The organism is Natronorubrum sediminis (assembly GCF_900108095.1).
In the GTDB taxonomy this organism is placed as follows: domain Archaea; phylum Halobacteriota; class Halobacteria; order Halobacteriales; family Natrialbaceae; genus Natronorubrum; species Natronorubrum sediminis.
The window spans coordinates 1,094,474-1,113,462 of record NZ_FNWL01000001.1 but is presented as its reverse complement, the minus strand read 5'-3'; the positions used below and the strand labels follow the sequence as shown (position 1 = coordinate 1,113,462).

Annotated in this window: 17 protein-coding genes; 6 read left to right on the top strand and 11 right to left on the bottom strand. The window is 64.2% G+C overall.

All coding sequences use genetic code 11. The annotated features are described in order from the left end of the window. Positions 1–10: 10 nt before the first annotated feature. From BLW62_RS05440 to BLW62_RS05410, 7 genes are all read right to left on the bottom strand, one after another. Complete coding sequence (locus BLW62_RS05440) at positions 11–1,498, bottom strand: HNH endonuclease (RefSeq protein ID WP_090505875.1); 1,488 nt, start codon at positions 1,496–1,498, stop codon at positions 11–13. A 206-nt stretch (positions 1,499–1,704) separates the two neighbouring features. Beyond that, on the bottom strand, positions 1,705–2,022 hold the full coding sequence (locus BLW62_RS05435) for a HalOD1 output domain-containing protein (protein WP_175459684.1): 318 nt from the start codon (positions 2,020–2,022) through the stop codon (positions 1,705–1,707). A 159-nt stretch (positions 2,023–2,181) separates the two neighbouring features. Continuing rightward, complete coding sequence (gene gnd, locus BLW62_RS05430; protein ID WP_090505873.1) at positions 2,182–3,081, bottom strand: phosphogluconate dehydrogenase (NAD(+)-dependent, decarboxylating); 900 nt, start codon at positions 3,079–3,081, stop codon at positions 2,182–2,184. A 152-nt stretch (positions 3,082–3,233) separates the two neighbouring features. Further along, on the bottom strand, positions 3,234–3,671 hold the full coding sequence (locus BLW62_RS05425; protein ID WP_090505872.1) for a hypothetical protein: 438 nt from the start codon (positions 3,669–3,671) through the stop codon (positions 3,234–3,236). A 136-nt stretch (positions 3,672–3,807) separates the two neighbouring features. Next, a complete protein-coding gene (locus BLW62_RS05420) occupies positions 3,808–4,272 on the bottom strand; it encodes a CopD family protein (RefSeq protein ID WP_090505871.1) in 465 nt (154 codons plus the stop codon). Positions 4,273–4,371: 99 nt separating this feature from the next. Next, positions 4,372–4,926: a hypothetical protein gene (locus tag BLW62_RS05415; RefSeq protein ID WP_090505869.1), complete on the bottom strand. Its 555-nt coding sequence runs from the start codon at positions 4,924–4,926 to the stop codon at positions 4,372–4,374. A gap of 130 nt (positions 4,927–5,056) precedes the next feature. Then, a complete protein-coding gene (locus tag BLW62_RS05410; RefSeq protein ID WP_090505867.1) occupies positions 5,057–5,539 on the bottom strand; it encodes a deoxyuridine 5'-triphosphate nucleotidohydrolase in 483 nt (160 codons plus the stop codon). Positions 5,540–5,985: 446 nt separating this feature from the next. Here BLW62_RS05410 and BLW62_RS05405 point away from each other — a divergent pair, with 446 nt between their 5' ends. From BLW62_RS05405 to BLW62_RS05395, 3 genes are all read left to right on the top strand, one after another. Beyond that, positions 5,986–7,959, top strand: a complete 1,974-nt coding sequence (locus tag BLW62_RS05405) for an aconitate hydratase (RefSeq protein ID WP_090505865.1) — start codon at positions 5,986–5,988, stop codon at positions 7,957–7,959. A 159-nt stretch (positions 7,960–8,118) separates the two neighbouring features. Then, positions 8,119–8,679: a metal-dependent hydrolase gene (locus BLW62_RS05400; RefSeq protein WP_090505863.1), complete on the top strand. Its 561-nt coding sequence runs from the start codon at positions 8,119–8,121 to the stop codon at positions 8,677–8,679. A gap of 74 nt (positions 8,680–8,753) precedes the next feature. Beyond that, positions 8,754–9,674: a TIGR03571 family LLM class oxidoreductase gene (locus BLW62_RS05395; protein WP_090505861.1), complete on the top strand. Its 921-nt coding sequence runs from the start codon at positions 8,754–8,756 to the stop codon at positions 9,672–9,674. Between the two features lie 21 nt (positions 9,675–9,695). Here the strand turns inward: BLW62_RS05395 and BLW62_RS05390 are convergent, their stop codons facing one another. Continuing rightward, entirely contained in the window at positions 9,696–11,132 is a 1,437-nt protein-coding gene (locus BLW62_RS05390; protein WP_090505859.1) for an amidase, read from the bottom strand. A gap of 122 nt (positions 11,133–11,254) precedes the next feature. Continuing rightward, a complete protein-coding gene (locus tag BLW62_RS05385; protein WP_090505857.1) occupies positions 11,255–11,656 on the bottom strand; it encodes a hypothetical protein in 402 nt (133 codons plus the stop codon). Between the two features lie 140 nt (positions 11,657–11,796). On the opposite strand from BLW62_RS05385, the gene BLW62_RS05380 reads away from it, so the two are divergent. After that, positions 11,797–13,158 carry a restriction endonuclease gene (locus BLW62_RS05380; protein WP_090505855.1) on the top strand — a complete coding sequence of 454 codons (1,362 nt, stop codon included), beginning with the start codon at positions 11,797–11,799 and terminating at the stop codon, positions 13,156–13,158. A gap of 8 nt (positions 13,159–13,166) precedes the next feature. On the opposite strand, the gene BLW62_RS05375 is transcribed toward BLW62_RS05380, so the two are convergent. Next, on the bottom strand, positions 13,167–14,696 hold the full coding sequence (locus tag BLW62_RS05375; RefSeq protein ID WP_090505853.1) for a hypothetical protein: 1,530 nt from the start codon (positions 14,694–14,696) through the stop codon (positions 13,167–13,169). A gap of 183 nt (positions 14,697–14,879) precedes the next feature. Next, entirely contained in the window at positions 14,880–16,409 is a 1,530-nt protein-coding gene (locus tag BLW62_RS05370; protein WP_090505851.1) for a sulfatase, read from the bottom strand. Between the two features lie 165 nt (positions 16,410–16,574). Between BLW62_RS05370 and BLW62_RS05365 the strand changes: the two genes are divergently transcribed. Continuing rightward, the gene (locus BLW62_RS05365; protein ID WP_090506430.1) at positions 16,575–18,020 is read left to right on the top strand and encodes a sulfatase family protein; all 1,446 of its coding nucleotides are present in this window, start codon (positions 16,575–16,577) and stop codon (positions 18,018–18,020) included. Between the two features lie 88 nt (positions 18,021–18,108). Then, positions 18,109–18,960 carry a tRNA pseudouridine(38-40) synthase TruA gene (gene truA / locus BLW62_RS05360; protein ID WP_090505849.1) on the top strand — a complete coding sequence of 284 codons (852 nt, stop codon included), beginning with the start codon at positions 18,109–18,111 and terminating at the stop codon, positions 18,958–18,960. The last annotated feature ends 29 nt before the right edge of the window (positions 18,961–18,989 follow it).

Sequence of the window (18,989 nt, the reverse complement as noted above, 5' to 3'; positions counted from 1 at the left end):
AATTGTCGCTTCAGACCGATTCGAAGCCGTGTAACTCTCGGTGTGCAGCGAGGAACGTCGCGTGGGGCCGTTCGTCCTCGGTTGGTGGAACCGAAATCTGCGCTCCCTCGAGTCGCGAAAACTCCTCGTAGCCTTCGAGTTCGGGCCGGTCGGCAACCAGAATTCGATACTCGTCGGAGATGGCGAGCCAGCCGGCATCGAACGCCCAGTGGTGTAATCGACAGAGAGCGAGTCCGTTCCGGATGAAATCGCGCCCGTTCTCCTGTTTCGGATAGATGTGTGCGGCTTCGATATCGACCGTGCCTGCCGGCGATTCCCGGCTCCGGTCACAGATCGCACAGCGAAAGTCGTAGGCCGATTTCACCCGTTTTGCGAACGCACTCGAGCGAACTCGTCGCTGGGTCTCGGTATACTCGTCCTCTGCAGCGGTCAGTGCCGGTTCCGGGTCGCTGCCAGCGGTTGCCCCATCATTCGCGTTCGAATCAGTTCCTTCGTGCGCACCTGCGGTGACTGACGCCGCGAGCGTTTCGAATGCTGTCGGATGCTCGAGGTCCAGTCGTTCCATCGTGAACTCGTAGACTCTCCGGTCGCGTTCGTCTGCATTGACGTAGCGAACGTCGACGACCGAAACCAGTCCCTCGTATCGAAGGTCACTGCGATCAGCTGGTTGGTAGAAGAAATAGACGGGAACAGATGCGCCCTCGGCCTGCTCGAGGAGCGCCTTGTTTGCACCAGTCAGCGTTTGGTCGCCCTTCGAGGGCACTCCTTCGCCGATGTACGTAAACCGTTCTCCGTCGAGTTCGTCGCTGTATGGACCATCCTCTCGAGCTTTCACGATGATGTACGACAGTTCCCCGTCGTCGTCGGTTCGCGGATTGATCCCCTTGATGTAGGACCCGAAGCTGGTGTCGAAGGCTTCCTCGAGGTCCGTCTGTGTATAGTACGTCTGGCGCTCGAGATCCGGGTTGTCGGACGTGCGCCGGCGAGCCAGCGTTCGCCCGCTGTCTGTCAGCGAATTGCGCCCGTCCAATCGTTCCACGTAGCCGAGACTCTGGAGCCACCCGCGGTGTTGGGCAGGGCCGGACGGGTCGTTCCAGTTCACTTCCGCGTGCGTATTAGCGATGATGTCGCCCAATTCGGCGTCCGTTTTAGGTCCATTCTGCAACGCCGCGAGGGCCGTCTCGAACCCGTAGACCGTTGTATCGAGACGCTCGAACAACACTTCCGGATCCGTCTGGGAAACCCACGTAATTCCCGTCTCGGTCACCCGCACGCGTTCCGGTTCAATCTCGAGTAACTCGAGGGCCTCGAGAAATCGGAGTCGGTTACGGATGCCGTCGGTACTCGTCGCTTCCGTGTTCGATTTCACCCACTCGATAAGCGCCGTTTCAGTCGGATCCGACGTCAGAATGTGCGTACAACACTCCTCGAGGACGGTGGTGTAATTTCCAGCCCCTCCGAAAAACCGCACGGCGATCGATCGTTTTTCCGACGTCATTTCATACGGCTGGAAGTTACTCCCACGCTGTATAAATTGACTGGCCTTCACCCTTCACTGGAGACGTACGCTTCGTCGGCAAACAGTCGCAGGCGACGATAACGAAATGAAACTCACTCGTCGCTACCGCCGTCGACTGCACCGTTTACATGCCTGTAGTAGCACTTGGTCGCTCAGTTACAACGCCGTCGGCTCCGCGTGAAGAATTACTCCGAAACCGTCGGTTCGCTTTCTGAATCCGCTGTCGTTCCCGCCGCGCCAATCGTTACGGTCGCGAGTGAAATTTCGACGCCGTCGGTCGTCTGCTCGACGGCGACTGTTCGGCCGGCGTACTCGAACTCGAGACTCGAGAAACCGCTACTGGACGTACAAAGCGAGTCGAGAACGTCGGGGTCGATGACGTTATAGAGTGGCTCGAGTTCGATTGGATTGGTGCCCGTTGCCTGGCTAATGAGTTCGACGATAGCCATGCTCGGCCGTTGGTCGTCACTCGTCACTACCGTCGTCGACTGGTGTGAGTTCATAACTGATGCTGTCGTGACCGGGCGTAAAGAAAATGCCCCAATTTTTCGCCACCAGTCGGACACGCAAAATCACAGTTTAGTTTCGCGGAATATTCTCCGACGGACGACGCGAGCGACTGAGGCTGTGAGCCCCGCTAATTCACTCTATCGTGTCAGGCCTCAATCACGACGCGGGACGTCGTGGCGACCGAAGCCGTAGCGAAGGCGACTCGCCAACCGGCGGGAAAACCGCCCGTCATCGGCTCTCGAACCGAATCGCTCGGAGAGCGCGGTGTAGATGAGCGGCAGCGGGACCTCCTGCTCGAGGGCCTCCTGGACGGTCCAGGTGCCGGTCGACCCCCCCTCGATACGGTCGGCGACGTCGCCCAGATCGGAGCCCTCCTCGCGGAAGGCTTCCTCGCAGAGTTCGAGCAGCCACGAGCGGATCACTGCGCCGTTGTTCCAGACCGACGCCACGTTCTCCAGATCGAGGTCGTACCGACCCTCGTGGAGCAGTTCGAACCCTTCGCCGTAGGTTTGCATGAGGGCGTACTCGACGCCGTTGTGGATCATCTTCACGTAGTGACCCGAGCCAGCAGGGCCCATACGCTCGTGACCGTCGGGACCGGTCGCGACGGCGTCGAAGACGGGAACGAGTTCGTCGTACGCCCACTCGGGCCCGCCGACCATTAGTGAAAAACCCAGGTGCGCGCCTGCGGGGCCGCCGGAGGTGCCACAGTCGAGGTACGCCGCGGAGCAGGCCTCCGCCCGACGCACGGAGTCTTCGAAGTAGGAGTTCCCGCCGTCGACTACGATGTCCTCGCTCTCGAGGTGTCCGTCGAGTTCCTCGAGCGTGGCGTCGACGGCGTCGCCCGCGGGGACCATCAACCAGATGCGTTTCTCCGCGCCGAGTCGGTCGACGAGATCCGAGATCGACTCTGCCGGTTCGGCGCCCGCGTCTGCTGCCGTCGCGACGGCTTCCGGTTCGAGGTCGAAGGCGACGACGTCGTGGCCTGCCTCGAGCGTTCGGTCGACGACGATCTGGCCCATCCGTCCGAGTCCGATTACGCCCAGTTGCATGCCCGTCACTCGACGTGGCCAGATGGTAGTGGTTGTGGTTTCACTCGTCGGGGTGAATCAACGGCGCCCAGACGGAGAATAGCGCGTCGCTCGAGCGAATATGAATCTGAGAGCCAGACCGCTCACACGGCCCGAGTATACGCCAGCGTTCCTTACTGCAGCGGCTCCTCGAGTCGGGCCCAGCCGAAGGCATCGAGGACGACGAATCGCCCGTCGTACTGGATGTAGACGCCGTTGTACTCCCCGTGTTTCCCGTCGTAGTACGGCAGCGACCCCCGAACCGCGTCGACGACTGACCACGCGCCCTCGTGTTCGATCGTCACGTGTGCCCACTCTTCGTCTGCATCGGCTCGAATCGCCCGTTCGACCACCCGTCGCGCACCGGGAATTTCCTCGAGTCGTTGTGAGGTACTCTCGACGACAGTGGCGCCACGGGGCACGTCCTCGCGGGCGATGATGCGCGCCCCGAGGTTGGCTTTCGACCGCGACGGGCAATCGGTCTGTTGGCCCGAATGCAACACGTAGCCGGCGACTGCAGCGGTTCCAACCGCAAGCACCGACAGCGCCAGTTCTTTGCCCCTAATCATCATGGACATACGTTACAGCAATCCACCAAGTATCTTTCGCACGGACACGTTCGCTTAAAACCCGGCCGGCGACGGGGTGTGCGTCTCGTCATGCCGCCGAACTCACCGACTCGACTCTCCCTCGAAGCACTCTATTCGGTTAGAAGTACCGCGTTACGCCCGTCGTGATCATGCCGCCGATAACGAGCAGTGCGATGGCGACGACTGCGGCCGCGCGATAGATCGAGAGCACGTCGCCCGCAGGCTCTCGGAGCTTCTTGCCGTTGAGCCCGGACTCGAGTCGCTTCGCGCCGATTTCGACGAGTGCGGCCAACACGGCCCAGAGTGCGACCATCGCGAGCACGAGTTGCCCGTTCGTCGTGTTGAAGAGGCTCTCCGAGGTGTACCCCGTCCCGGCGAGGTGGCCCCCCGAGAGCAACAAGAGAAGTGCGCTGATCCGAGAGATGGTCGTGAGTTTGCTCGAGATGACTTCGAGGGGTTTCGTCGAGTTGAACGCGCCGTCTCGAGCCAGGGGCAAGATGACGAACGCGACGTAGAAGACGCTGCCGGCCCAGATCGCGGCGAAGACGAGATGTGTCGTCTGGGCGAGGAACGTATCAACCATACGGATGTGCTTGGCGAGCGGGAGTATCAGCGTTCCGACTCGCCGCTGTGTCTGTCAGACCGATGTAAGGCGTGGTGACTACACGAGTCTGGGCGTCTTTCACTCGAGCCAGTCTGGAACCCACGCGACGAGTCGCCGACGGAGGGCCGCGTAGCCCAGTGAGAGTCCGATTCCGCCGAGAACGAGCGACGCGACCGGACCGTCGTAGACGATCAGTGCTGGAATCGCGAGCGCGACGCCGAGTGCGGCGTCTTCGGGTGCGCCGTCGTAGCGAATCCAGCGACGAGGACGGACCCACTGCCCGCGCACGTGGTCGTAGACGGCGCGCTCGCTCCGGTCGTTCCAGGGATCCATTTCGGGGCCGCCACCGAGCGCGTCGCTCGCCGCGTGGAGCCACGCGGTCACCACGAACGCTGCCAGCGCTGCCGTGGCGCTCGAGGGGGCGACAAGAGCGATGATGATCATCGGAACGGCGAGTGCGATCCCGAAAATGGGAAAGTGAAACGTTCGTCGGTGGGTGAGGACGAGGTCGACATCCGGCGCGAGACCGCCACCGATCGCGCCGAGTGCGAGTGGAAGTGCGAATTCGGGGACCTCCATCGCAATGGGGGCGACGAGTGCGAGGCCGGCGAACACGTGGGTCGTCGCCATCATCGTACCGAACGTTCCGCTGGCAGTGACTAAAAGGGTACGCGCACTCGCTGCGAGCGACGACGGGGAGCCGACGGCAGTTGACTGCCGACCGATCGGACAGCTGAAAAAGGCACTGCGCGTCGAATGGTCGCTACTCGAGGTTTTCGCGCTGATAGCTGCCGTCGTAGACGTCTTCGTGGTTCGCTTCGGCGAAGACGAGTTGGGCGATTCGCGCGCCGCGTGCGATTTCGATGTCGTGGTGGACCTGCAACAGCCCCTCGCCGCGGCCTTCGTAGCCGGCGTCCCAGACGGCCGTGTTGAGCATACACGAGTTTCGCATCAGCGACGAACGCGGGTAGACGAGCCCGATGTGGCCGTCGGGAATGTGAATTCGTTCGCCGTAGCGCGCGACGTACGCGCCCTTGGGGAGATAGTACGTATCGGGGTCGGCCTCCTCGAGTTCCTCGAGCGGGCGGGCGATTCGGTCGCCGACTTGTTTCCCGTCTCGGCCGATACGCCCCGGCTCGAGTTGTTCGAAGACGACGTCTAAGGTGAGGTCGACGCCGTTTGGCTGAATCTGATCGTCGGTCGTCGGCGAGATGTGCTCGGCGACGAACGCACCGGAACGGAACATGTGGGGACAACGCGAGGGAATCGAGAAAAGCGTATCCGTTCGTCACGGCCCGTACGCCAGGTTTCCGAGTACCAACGTACACATCACCACACGACACGGCGCGTCGAATACGCGCCACCTCTCGAGACGACGCGCTACACTCGCCAGTGACTGGTGGCTACACTCGCTGGTGGCTGTACGTGCGTACGTCCACAGTACTTACACTGCTTACAGACGGTCTGCGTACACTCGCCTCACAGCCGTTTTTGTGCCACTCTGCGTTCGAATTTCGAGGGGAAAGACCACGGTGACTAGCGATTGCCGGACCGTTATGGCGAGATTCGTTCTGCGCGCTCACACCATCGTCGGCGACACCGTTCACGAGGACGCGTGTAGTCCCACAAATCGTGCTCTCCTCGTAGAAACACGCTGGATTTATCAGGCCGGGCAGCCGAGTTTTGTGTGCTATGGGACAGACTCTCACCGAGAAGATTCTCGACGATCACCTCGTCGAGGGCGAACTCGAGACCGGCGAGGAGATCGGGATCGAGATCGACCAGGTACTTACCCAAGACACGACCGGCACGATGGTCTGGCTCCAGTTCGAAGCGATGGGACTGGACGAAGTCCAGACCGAGATTGCCGCACAATACTGCGACCACCAGACCTACCAGTTCGACTTTAAGAATACGGACGATCACCGTTTCCTGCGATCTGCAGCCGGTACATTCGGCGCTCATTTCTCTCGCCCCGGTAACGGTATCTGTCACAACGTTCACCGCGAGAACTTCGCCGCACCCGGCAAGACGCTGCTGGGATCGGACAGTCACACCCCCACCCCCGGCGGGCTCGGCGAACTCGCTATCGGCGCGGGTGGCATCGACATCACCGTCGCGATGGGCGGTGCACCCTACTACGTCGAAATGCCCGAAATCGTCAGCGTTCGCCTCGAGGGCGAACTGCCAGAGTGGGCCACCGCGAAGGACGTCATCCTCGAGATGCTCCGTCGTCTCTCCGTCAAAGGCGGCGTCGGCAAGATTCTCGAGTACACCGGTCCCGGCGTCGAGTCGCTCACTGCACCCGAGCGGATGACGATCACCAACATGGGAACCGAACTCGGCGCGACGACGTCGATCTTCCCAACCGACGAGCAGACCGAGGATTACTTAGAGCGCGTCGGCCGCGGCGACGAGTACGTCGAGCTTCAGCCCGACGACGACGCCGAGTACGACGACGAAATCGTCGTCGACCTCTCCGACCTCGAGCCCCTGATCGCGACGCCATCGATGCCCGACAACGTCGTCCCCGTCAGCGAAGTCGAGGGCGAGTCCGTCGAGCAGGTCATCGTCGGCTCCTGTACGAACGGTGGCTACGAGGACATCCTCCCCGTCGCCAAGATGCTCGAGGGCCGCGAAGTTTCGATGGAGACCGAGACGATCGTCGCCCCTGGCTCCAAGCAGGCCTCCGAGATGCTCGCCCGCGAGGGCTGGGTCGCGGAGATGATGGCTGCTGGCGTCAACTTCTCGGAAGCGACGTGTGGTGCCTGTATCGGCATCGGTCACGTTCCCGCCTCCGATTCGGTCTCCCTGCGAACCTTCAACCGCAACTTCGAGGGTCGCTCGGGAATCGAAGACGACAACGTCTACCTCTGTTCGCCGGAGGTCGCCGCCGCCGCGGCGATCAAAGGCGAGATCATCGACCCACGGAACCTCGAGGAAGAAGTCGACGACCTCGAGGCACCCGGCGTCGAACTCCCAGACGAGTACGACGGCTCCAAGACGGACCTCATCGCACCTGAGGAAGCCGTCGACGACGAACTCATCAAGGGTCCGAACATCGGCGACGTGCCCCTGCGTGACGAACTCGGCTCCGACATCTCGGGAGACGCCCTCCTGAAGATGGAGGACAACATCACGACCGACCACATCATTCCTGCGACCCAGGACATCCTGATGTACCGCTCGAACGTCCCCAAACTGAGCGAGTTCACCCTCAGCCGCGTCGACGACACCTTCGCCGAGCGCGCGCTCGAGGCCGACGGCGGCTTCCTCGTCGCCGGCGAGAACTACGGTCAGGGCTCCTCGCGAGAGCACGCCGCCCTCTGTCCGATGTACCTCGGCATTGAGGGCGTCCTCGCACAGAGCTTCGCCCGGATCCACCGCGCGAACCTCTTCAACTTCGGGATCGTCCCGCTGACGATCGACGAGGAGACCTACGCGAACATCGACCAGGGCGACGAGATCGAGATCGTCGACGACGTCTACGAGGCCGTCACGAGCGGACAAGAGGAGTTCACCGTCCGCGTCAACGACGACTACGAGGTCACGGCGACCCTCGACGCCTCCGAACGCGAGCGCGCAATCCTCGCCGCCGGTGGCAAACTCTCCTGGACGCGCGACCAGGCCGAAGGCGCGAGCGGTGCGACGCCCGCCGACGACTGATCACGCGACGCGACCCACCGAACATTTCCGTCCTTTTTTGGGCCGACGAAGCCACCGAGAGTCCTCCGTCCCGATTCGATCGCCCTCGACAGCGAACCACGGCTCCGTCTCTGGGTTACGGACGACTTAACTACACGCCGTGGATAGGTACGCCCGACCATGTGGCCCTGGGGGCACTTCGGCGTCGCCTACATCCTCTACTCGCTGTACGCTCGCGGTCGGTTCGGACGACCGCCGCGCCCGGAGCCGGCGCTGGCGGTCTTAGCCGGCTCGCAGCTCGCGGACCTGATCGACAAGCCACTCGCGTGGTGGTTCGGAATTCTGCCCAGCGGCCGCTCGCTCGCCCACTCGCTGCTGTTCGCCGCGGGGTTGCTCGTCGTCGTCTACGCCGTGGGGTTCGCGCTCGGCCGCCTCGAGACTGCGACGGCGTTCGCCATCGCACACCTCTCGCATATCCTCACGGACGTCCCACCACGGGCGTTCCTCGGGTATCCCCACGGGACCGAGTTCCTCGTCTGGCCGCTGCTCGAGCAGCCGACGTTTCGGTTTCACGACCGACTGTTCGAGCCGCCTGCGGCCGTCGAAGTGCTCGTGGGGCCGTTTACGAACCCTGCGATATTCTTCCTGTCCGAGTGGCTGCTGTTCGGGACGGCGCTCGCGCTCTGGTACGTCGACGGATGCCCGGGACTCGAGTACGTTCGCGCTCGGATTCCGGCATAGGGTCGTTTCGTCTCTCCTGACCATGCCGACGGAAACGAACAGCGTCTTGTGAGCGCGGCGGATAGCTCGAGCGAATGCCCGCAGACCACGCGAACGCTGGCTATCGACGGTTGTTCGACCGCGAGGGACTGACCTTCGGCGCGGGCTTTCCCTTGACCGGAGCGAACCGTTCGACGCCCGATCCCGAACGCGAGATCGAACTCGCGACACACGCCGAGGAAGTCGGTTTCGACGGCCTCTGGACGCGAGACGTGCCGACCTTCTGGCCCAAATTCGGCGACGCGGGTCAGACGTTCGACACCTGGCCGTGGCTCTCACACGTTGCCGCACAGACGGACGACATCGCACTTGGGACCTCGAGCGTCGTGCTTACACTGTGTCACCCGATTCACGTCGCGAAGTCCGCGGCGACGGTCGACCAACTTTCAGACGGGCGACTCGTCCTCGGCGTCGCCTCGGGCGACCGCGACCCCGAGTACCCCGCCTTCGACGTCGACCGCGAGGAGCGCGGCCGGGCGTTTCGCGAGCGCTTCGAGGCGATTCGAACCCTCTGGCGGGAGGAGTACCCTACCATCGAGGGTGAGTGGGGCTCGCTCGAGGGGGACCTCGACGTGGTTCCGAAGCCGACGGCGGAGACGATTCCGCTCTTGCCGACGGGTAACTCCCGCCAGTCCGACGAGTGGATCGCCGAGCACGGCGACGGCTGGCTCTTCTATCACCTCCCGGAGTCGACGCTCGAGAGCTACCTCTCGGGCTGGCGCGAGCGAGCGGACGAGAAGCCCTTCGCCATCGCGGTTCGCGTCGAGTTGGCGGACGATCCAACAGCCGGACCGGAGCCGCTTCACCTCGGTTTTCACGCCGGGATCGAGTGGTTTCGGGACTACTTCCGCAGGCTCGAGTCGTACGGACTCGATCACGCGATTATCGGGATCCAAAACGAGGACACGGCGGCGGCGCTGTCGACGTTCGCCGCCGAGATCATAGATGGGCTGTAGGTCGAGCGCGTGGACCCGTCCTCATGCGGGGTAGCGATCGATCCACGGCCGCCGTCGCTCGAGGGCGGCGCTGGCCGCGATGACGTCGGCGTCGGCGAACCGGGGGCCGGCGAGTTGCATACCGACGGGGAGGTCGTCGACGAATCCGGCGGGAACCGACGCGGCGGGGTGACCGGTGAAGTTGTACGGTTGCGTGAGCACCCAGCCGCGCAGCGGCTCGACCTCGACGCCGTCGATCGTTTCGGGTTCCTCGCCGTGTGCGAACGCGGTCGTGGCGAGCGTCGCCGTCGCGAGCAGGTCGTACTCCTCGAAGCAGTCCTCCAGGCCGTCGTAGACGGTCGTTCGGACCACGTCAGCCTGGGCAGCCTCCCTCGTGGTCGGCGTCTCGGCGTCTAACACGAGATCGACGAGGTAGGGTCGCAGTCGGTCGCGGTCGGCTCCGCGCGGATCGAATCCCTGGTCCTCGAGCGTGTCGAATAGCGACTGCCATCGGACGGTCGCCATCGTGTAGAACGCGTCCAGTAACTCCGCTTGGTCGTGACCGAGGTCGGGGTCTACCTCGTCGACGGTCGCCCCGGCACGCTCGAGTTCGGTGACGGCTTCCTCGAGAACGTCCCGAACGGCGGGTTCGACGGGAAACACGCCCATGTCCGGGCTGTACGCGATCGTTAGCTCGTCGATCGGTCGGTCGACGGCTGCACGGTAGTCGTCGGTCACGGGAACTGAAAAGGGATCGCGCGGATGCGTCCCCGCCATCACGTCGAGCGAGAGGGCCACGTCCTCGACGGTGCGGGCCATCGGACCCTCGTGGGAGAACGGTGTATGGCTCGCGAAGCCGTTTGGTCGACCGACGTTCGGGACCAGTCCGTAGGTCGGCTTGAGTCCGTACACGCCACAGAGGCTCGCCGGAATACGGATCGATCCGCCGGCGTCTGAGCCCGGCGCGAGGGGGACCAACCGGTCGGCGAGTGCCGCGGCCGCGCCACCCGAGGAGCCGCCGGCGACGCGGTCGGGATCGAACGGCGTCCCCGTCGGCCCGGCGACCCGGTTGTCCGTCGTCGTTCCGAGACCGAACTCCGGCGGGTTGGTCTTGCCGACCACGATCGCGCCCGCCTCTTTCAGCCTGGCGACGAACGGCGAATCCGCGTCGGCGGTGCGGTCCTCGAAAAGGAGTGACCCCGACGTCGTCCGAACGCCCTCGACGTCGTCGAGGTCTTTGATTGCGACGGGAACTCCGTGGAGCGGCCCGAGCGGATCACCAGCCTCGAGGGCGCGTTCCGCGTCGGCGGCCATCTCGCGGGCCAGCTCGTCGGTGACCGTAACGAACGCGTTCGTCCGCTCGTTTCGTTCGCGAATCCGCTCGAGGTGGTCCTCGACGACCTCGCTCGGAGCGAGATCGCGGTCGCGGATCCGCCGTGCCAGTCCAGCGGCGGATAGGCCCGTGGTATTTGATACCATGACCTAATTCCAGCGGTGTGATACAAAAGCGTTAGTTTCGCGGCGGATACGCTCGAGCAGTGCGTTCTCTCATTCGGCTCGAACTTCTCTCGTCCAGTCCGGCAGCCGTTTCGTTTCGCCCGTCAGTCCTCTCGTTTAGCCCGGTCGCGAAGCCGTTGCTTCTGACGTCGTTCGGTCACGTGGTCGATGCCGTCGGCGAGTTCGTCTCTGACGTTCGATTCGAAGGCGTCGACCTCCTCGAGGAACTCCGTAGAGAACTCCTCGACGAGTTCGAACGTCCACTGGTCGCTGATCGCTCCCGCGGGGAGGTGCTCGTCTCGGAGTTCGTTCGCCCACTCCTCGTGACCGGCGTCTCTGAGGTCGTCCTCGGCGTCGCTCATTCGATCCATTGCGTGGCCGAGTTGGTGGTGGAACTCGAGTAAGGAGCCGTAGGCCCGATACACGTACTCGATGCCGAGTTGGAGGTCGTGGAGGGCGGCTGCTTCACTGTCGCTGAGCTCGAGGTCGTCGGGATCGGTTGCCATGAGTAGTCCCACGTGAGAGACAACAAAAGGCGTTTCACGGGTCACTCGACGAGCGAGAGTGATTCGTCACGTTGGCATTTGGAACCATCTCACAATCCAAAATGCTATCGGTGTTGGAGTCTCTAGTATCAGTGAACGCGATGGCGATCCTGGACGACCTCTCGGACTACGAGTTCGAGGACCTGATGGAGGACGTGTTCCGGAACCTCGGGTACGAGAACGTCCGCCAAACACGTCAGACGGCCGAAACGGGCCGGGATATTCTGATGGAGGAGACCGTCGACGGTCACCACCGAGCAGTCGTCGTCGCCTGTGAACACGCGAAGGCAGTCGGCCGAGGGCCGGTCGAAACCCTCCACTCGGTCGTCGAAGCGCACGACTCCGAGGGCCCCGTTCGCGGAATGGTAGTTACGACCGGTCGATTTACCGACGCCGCGCGCGAGTACGTCGACGAGCTCGGATCCAGACGAGACGGTGGCATCGAACTCCTCGATGGCACTGCCATCAGCGAACTGGGTGATGGCATCGGGATGGACCTCTACAACGGCCGGATCGAGATCAGCTGTGAAGAGGCGCTTCGGCCGATGCACCCGACCGCCGGCCGCGACGCACCGGTCTTCGACGCCCTGCAGAACATCGAGAACCTCGAGTCGGTGACCGTTCCGACCCCCGAAACGACCGTCTCGTTGGAACCGATGGTAGCCGTTCACGCGAAGACGAGCGCCACGTTCGAGACGGCCGCTGGCGTCGTCCATCAGGTCGACGAAATGGATGACCTCGTGTTGCACGCTGGAAGCGACTCGCCACGGATCGCAGACGCCGACGTCAGATCACTCGTCTCGAATCGCTCAGCCCCCCGGGTTCCCCTCGAGAGCGTCGACCTCGAGCGAACGTTCGACGGCGTCGATGTCGACCGATTCGGTCAGACGGAGACGAGGTACAAACAGTGGGCGATCGACCGAGTCCAGCAAACGCACTCGACGACGGTCCACTATACGGGCGAGAACAATCTGGACTACGAGAAGAATTGCACGCCCAGACCGTCTGACATCTCGATCTGGTCGATCGACCCAGTCTACGCACCACACGTTCAGTCGACGCTCTCGCTCGGCGACTACACGTACACGTACAACTACTACGCCGCCGGTCCCTCTCGAGCGACGACGACGAACGAGTTCGCCAAGTGTGTCCATTGCGAGAGGGCCGACCCCGAGGAGACGTACACGTACTGTCCGAACTGTGGCAGCATCAACTGCGACGACCACATCGAGACGGAGCGACTCGAGGGCGAACCGGTCTGTACGGACTGTGCGGTCACGGAGCGATTCGCGTTCCGGACGATGTACTTCTACAGCGAGGCGAACGCCGAGGCCTTCGGCGAGGAGTACGCCGCGATGTCGATCCGAGAGAAAGCCACGGAAAACGTTCCGCTGGTCGCCGGAACCGTCCTCACACTGGCACTCGCGGTGTTTGCCGTCGTCCTCGCGGTCGGCCTCCTCTGATCGCCCAGTTACGTTCGCTCGATAATCTCGCCGTTCTCGCCGACCGCTACTCCTCGAGCGTCCGCGACCGAAACCGCCAGCAGCGAGTCGCTCGAGTCCGTTTCGAACGCTTCCCACTCAGCCGCTGGGTCCTCGCGTTCGTAGATCGTCCCGTCGCCGCACGCGACGACGCGCTCGCCTGCTGTCGCGAGTCCCTGTATCGTCCCATCGGTGACGCGTTCGGGGGTCCACGTCGTCTCGTCGTAGCGGTGGACGACTCCGTCGTCGGCGCTCACGAGACAGGTGCCGTCGTCGGTCGTCACAACGTTGGTGAGCGTCCCGTCAGCACCCTCGAGTCCGATTCGCTCGAACGAGTCGCCGCCGTCGGTCGTCTCGAACACGCCGTCGTTGGTGTCACAGCAGTAGCCGACGCCGTCATCGAGGGTGATCGCGGACAGACTCGAGCCGCTGCCGGGTTTCTCCGGGCCCGTCCACGCGACCTCGCCGTCACCGTACGTCCCGCGGAGAACGGCTCCGGAGCCGGTGATCAAGAGGACGGTTTCCTCGCCGCTCGACCCGCCGACGGCGACGCCCAGCCAGTTATCCGTGATGTCCTCTGGCGCGGTGTAGTCGACGTGTCTGCCGGTTTCGGGATCGAGACGGCCTAGCGAGCCGCTGGCCCCGGCGACCCAGATCGCGCCGCCGTCGCTCGTCGCATCCACGCCGTGGAGGTCGTTGCCGCCCGCTGCGGGGCCGTCCTCGAGAAGGATTGACCACTCGCCGTCTTCACCACGGCCGAGGACGACGCCGCCGTCACCGACGGCGTAGCTGCCACTCGAGGTGATGACGACGTCACGAAGCGAGACGGCTGCGGGGGAGTCGGTGGCCGTCCAATCGGCGGACGATGACTCGGCCTCGCGCTCGCGTTGACGCTCGCCCGAGGTCTCGTCGCTGTCGTCGGCTTCGCCCACTTCGACATCGCTGTCGTCGGCTTCGCCCACTTCGGCGCTCCTGTCACCGGTCTCGTCTACTGCGACATCACCGTCGCCGGCTTCGTCTACTGTGTCGTCTTCGACGCCGGTCTCGTGAACTGTGCCGCCTTCGTCGCCCTCGCGTGCAGCGGTAGCCCGTTCTGGTGTCCCTCCCGTTTCGCCTGCCGGTCGCCGCTCGCGTGCCCCCTCGTCGGGAGCTGGCTCCGACTGTCGGCGCTCTCGAGTGGGCTCCCCGTCGGTTTCTCGCACCGGCTCTGCCCTCGACGTGGCATTTGTGGCCGTCTCTGACGGTGGCTCGGCTGTCGGTTCGTCGTGATCGTCGCCTCGAGTCGCGTCGCGGTCGTCCACCCGCGTCTCCTCGCCTCGCTTGCCGTATCTGATGTAGAGAACGAGTGGCGGGAGGATGTACGACGCGAGGGCGAGTCCGGCGAACCAGCGGTGGACGATGGTGAGAGTACCGAAGGCGGTCAGCCCGGCCGTCGCGACGGTGTGAATCCAGGTCTTCGTGTAGGAGCGAAAGAAGGGAATGAATCCGTCACTCTCGAGGCGATCGTGCAACGGTGACATCGGAGATGTGTACGATAGCGCGCTCTCGCGCAAAAGACTGGTGCTGGCACGACGCTCCGTCCCTTCCAAAGTCGCCCGTCTGCGTTAACGAATGCCGGCCCTCGTCTCGAGCGCGAAGGTGAGCACGCCGTTAGTGTACGCGTCGCGACGATCGCCCCAGAAGACACCTCCCGTCGGTCATCCTCAGAGGTATCCCAGATCCGCGAGGCGTTCTTTCGTCCCGTCGCGCATCGCGACCGCCCCCGTCTCAGCACCCGCGCCGGACACGTCGGCCTCCTCGAGCGAGCCGAACTGCTCCTCGAGGCGGGTTCGGAGGTCGCGCGCTCGTTCTGGGTCTCGATCCGCGACGTTCGTTCGCTCCTGTGGGTCGCTTCTCACGTCGTGGAGTCGTTCGAACCCGTCGTCGCCGCGGACGTACTTGTGCGTCGCCGTCCGGACCGCTCGCAACCGGCGGTCGTACTCCCGAACGCGTTCCGGAATGTCGCCGAAGCGCGCCTCGAGCCGATCGATCGACGGCTGTGGCGCGACGTACTCGGCGAAGACGGCCTCTCGCGATGGGTCCGTCGACTGGGGGTGCAACGACCGACTCGAGCCCTGCTCGAGGAGTTTTGGGTCGTCGACGCCGACGGTCTCGAGGATGGTCGCCGGCAGGTCGAGCAGTTGGACGAGATCGTCTCGCGTGCCGCCGTCGGTGAACGGGCCGCCGTGGGCGACCAGCGGGACGTTGATCAGGGTGTCGTAGAGGTTGTACTGGTGGCCGAAGAAGCCGTGTTCGCCGATGTGTTCACCGTGGTCGCCACAGACGACGAAAAGGGTGTCCTCCCACTCGCCCGCGTCCTCGAGTGCGCTCCGGAGGGCCGCGAGCTGGTCGTCGACGTACGCGAGTTCCGCCCGATAGAGTCCGCGAAGAAGCTCGAAATCCCGTTCGGTGAGTTCGTAGTCCTCGCAGTCGTAGGCGCGCGGGTCCTGTCTGATCGCCGTCGCCTCCGCGTAACTCGCGTCCCCGGGGAGGAAACGCTCGGCGTACGCACGCGGGGGGTCGTACTCGACGTGGGGCTCGATGAAGTTACAGAAGAGGAAGAACGGTTGCTCGTCGTCTCGCCCGTCGAGCCAGTTTCGAATCCAGGCCGTCGAGCGGGCGGAGCCGTCGTCGCCACTCGGCTGGAAGAGTTCGCTGTAGAGGACGTTCGCGGTGTTGACCAGCGGATTGCCCTCGAACAGTCGATCTCGAGTCGCCTGGAGTTTCTCTCGGAGGTCCTCACCGCGGACGACGGTTCCCATATCGACGTCCGATTGGATGTACTGCCAGCCCTTCCTGAGGTCGTCGAAGCCCCGATCGAAGCCGAACTCCTCGGTAATCCAGGTGTTGTTCGAGACGCCGACGGTCTCGTAGCCCGCTTCGGAGAGCGCTTCGGGAAGCGTTCGCAAATCGTCGTCGAGGAAGGTGTGGCCGCCGTGCGTGCCGTGCGTGGAGGAGTACGTTCCCGTGAACATCGACGCGTGTGAGGGCAACGTCCACGGCGCGGTCGCGAACGCGTTTTCGAAGGACATCCCCTCCCGCGCGAGTGCCGTGAGCGTCGGACTCGTCTCCGGGCCGCTGGTCTTCGCTCGAGCCGTATCGAGAACGACGAGAACGACGTTCCGCGAAGTCGAATGTGACGCCGGGTCACGTCCGTTAGCCGTCGAATCCCCGGTATCGGTGGTATTCGCCATGGGTGGCACATCATCCGCCGTTGGCAGGGAAGGCCCTCCCCCCAGCGAGTGCAGGTGCCTCGGGGGCAGAAACCAACACGTACACCCGTTTTTCACCGTGTAGTGACTCTCTCCCGCTCGGGGTCGTCCGAACCCTTACTCGCCCCGTTGGCGTATCTCATGTCGATGACCCGGCCACACATCGTCTTGATTCACTGTCACGACCTCGGAAAATACGTCGGGTGTTACGGCGCGGCCGTCGACACGCCTCGGATCGACACGCTGGCTGCCGAGGGCGTCCGATTCGACCGTCACTTCGTCACGGCACCCCAGTGTTCGCCCAGTCGCTCGAGTCTCATGACCGGCCGACACCCCCATCAAAACGGCATGTTGGGTCTCGCACACGGAAACTGGGAACTCGGAGACGACGAGCACCTCCTCCCCGAGTGCCTCTCGAACGCCGGCTACGAGACGCATCTCTTTGGCCTCCAGCACATCACGAAGTTTCCCGACCGACTCGGCTACGACCAGATCCACACCGAGGAATCGTTGACAGCGGACGCACCGCCCTCGGTGCACGAAACGTCCCGGGCTCGAGACGTAGGGGCCGACCTCGCCGACGTCCTCGAGGCAGGCGACCACGACGACCCCTTCTTCGCCTCCGTCGGCTTCTTCGAAGCCCACCGCGTCGAGGAAAACGGCGGCTTCGGCTTCGAAGGCGAGCGATACGGTGCACCCGACCCCGACGAGGTCGCCCCGCTCGAGTTCCTCCCCGACGAGCCGAGTATCCGGTCGGACATCGCCGAGATCGACGGCATGGTCGGCGCGATCGACGACGGTATCGGGACGATCACCGACGCACTCGAGGCGGCGGGGATTCTCGAGGAAACGCTCGTCGTGTTCACGACCGAGCACGGGTTGGCCATGCCCCGAGCGAAGGGCTGTTGTTTCGATCCGGGGATCGAAGCGACCCTGCTCATGCACTGGCCCGACGGGTTCGAAGCCGGCACCGTCGACGACCTCGTCAGCAACGTCGACGTCTTCGCGACGCTGCTCGAGGTCGCCGACGCGTCGGTTCCCGAAACCGGCCCCGAGACGACGAGTGAGGGAGACGAGTCGACGGCGTCGAACGAACGGCCGATCGCCGGCCGGAGCCTTGCACCGTTGCTCCTCGAGAGCGACGAGCGAACCAACGAGGGAGACGAGTACGAACCCCGAGATCGAATCTTCGCCGGCATGACCTGGCACGATCGCTACAACCCCATCCGCGCGATCCGAACGGATCAGTGGAAGTACATCCGAAACTTCTGGCACCTCCCCGCGGTCTACATGACGACCGACATCTACTGCAGCGACGCCGGCCGCGAACTCCGCGAGGAGTTCTACGGCGAGCAACGCGCCTACGAGGAGCTCTACGACCTCGAGGCCGACCCCCTCGAGCAGGACAACCTCGCGGCGGGAGAGGGTCCCAAGGATTCGGAGACGGTGGCCGCCCGCGACCGGCTCAAAGACGAGTTACTCGAGTGGATGGACGCGACGAACGATCCGCTACTCGAGGGTGTCGTCCTGCCCAACGACTGGGAGACGGTCCATCCCCGACTGGCCGACGACCGCGAGGCCACGCGGAACTGAGTCGGCCGGGGAAATCGGGTGCGAACCGACGGCACGCGATTGCGCCCGTTCGACGCGCCTAACACGCTGGCTCCCCTCGATCCGATCGATGCGCAAGCGCGCCTTTCGGATCGCCTACGACGGCACCGGGTACTACGGCTTCCAGCGCCAGCCCGACGTCCCGACCGTCGAGGACGCCATTTTCGACGCGCTCGTCTCGCTCGAGGTCGTCTCGGCCGACGCGAATAAGCCGCTGGGGTACGCCGCCGCAGGCCGAACGGACGCCGGCGTCTCCGCGCTCGCACAGACCGTCGCGTTCGAGGCACCCGACTGGCTCACCCCGCGAGCGATGAACGCCGAACTCCCCGCCGACGTTCGGGCGTGGGCCGCGAGCGACGCACCGCCGGACTTTCACGCGACACACGACGCCGCCCGTCGGGAGTACACGTACCACCTCTACGCGCCGCTCGCCAACGCGTCAAGTCGTCTCGAGAGCGAACAGGCCATCGACGACGACCGGTTCCGCGCCGCCTGTGACGCTCTCTCCGGGCACCACGATTTCCACAACCTCACGCCGGACGACCACAACACCGAGCGCGCGCCGACGCTCGAGGCCGCCCGCGACGACCCTTACTTCGTCGTTTCCGTCAGTGCTGGTGGCTTCGCTCGCGAACTCGTCCGGCGACTCGTCTCACTCGCCCACTCGATTGCGAGCGGCGAGGCTCCACTCGAGAAGGTCGACCGCGTGTTCGCACCAGAGCCGTTGCCCGGCCACGAGGGCGTCGCCCCTGCACCGCCGGAACCGCTCGTCTTGACCGACGTCGACTACCCTGCTCTCGCGTTCGAGCGCGACGACCGGGCGGCCGCGAGCGCCCGCGAGATTTTCGAGACGCGACGGATCGACCGACGGACGGCCGGACGCGTGGCAGGCCAACTCTCCGACGGCGTCGACGGACGGTGACGAGCATTTTTGTACCGCGCCCGACACCT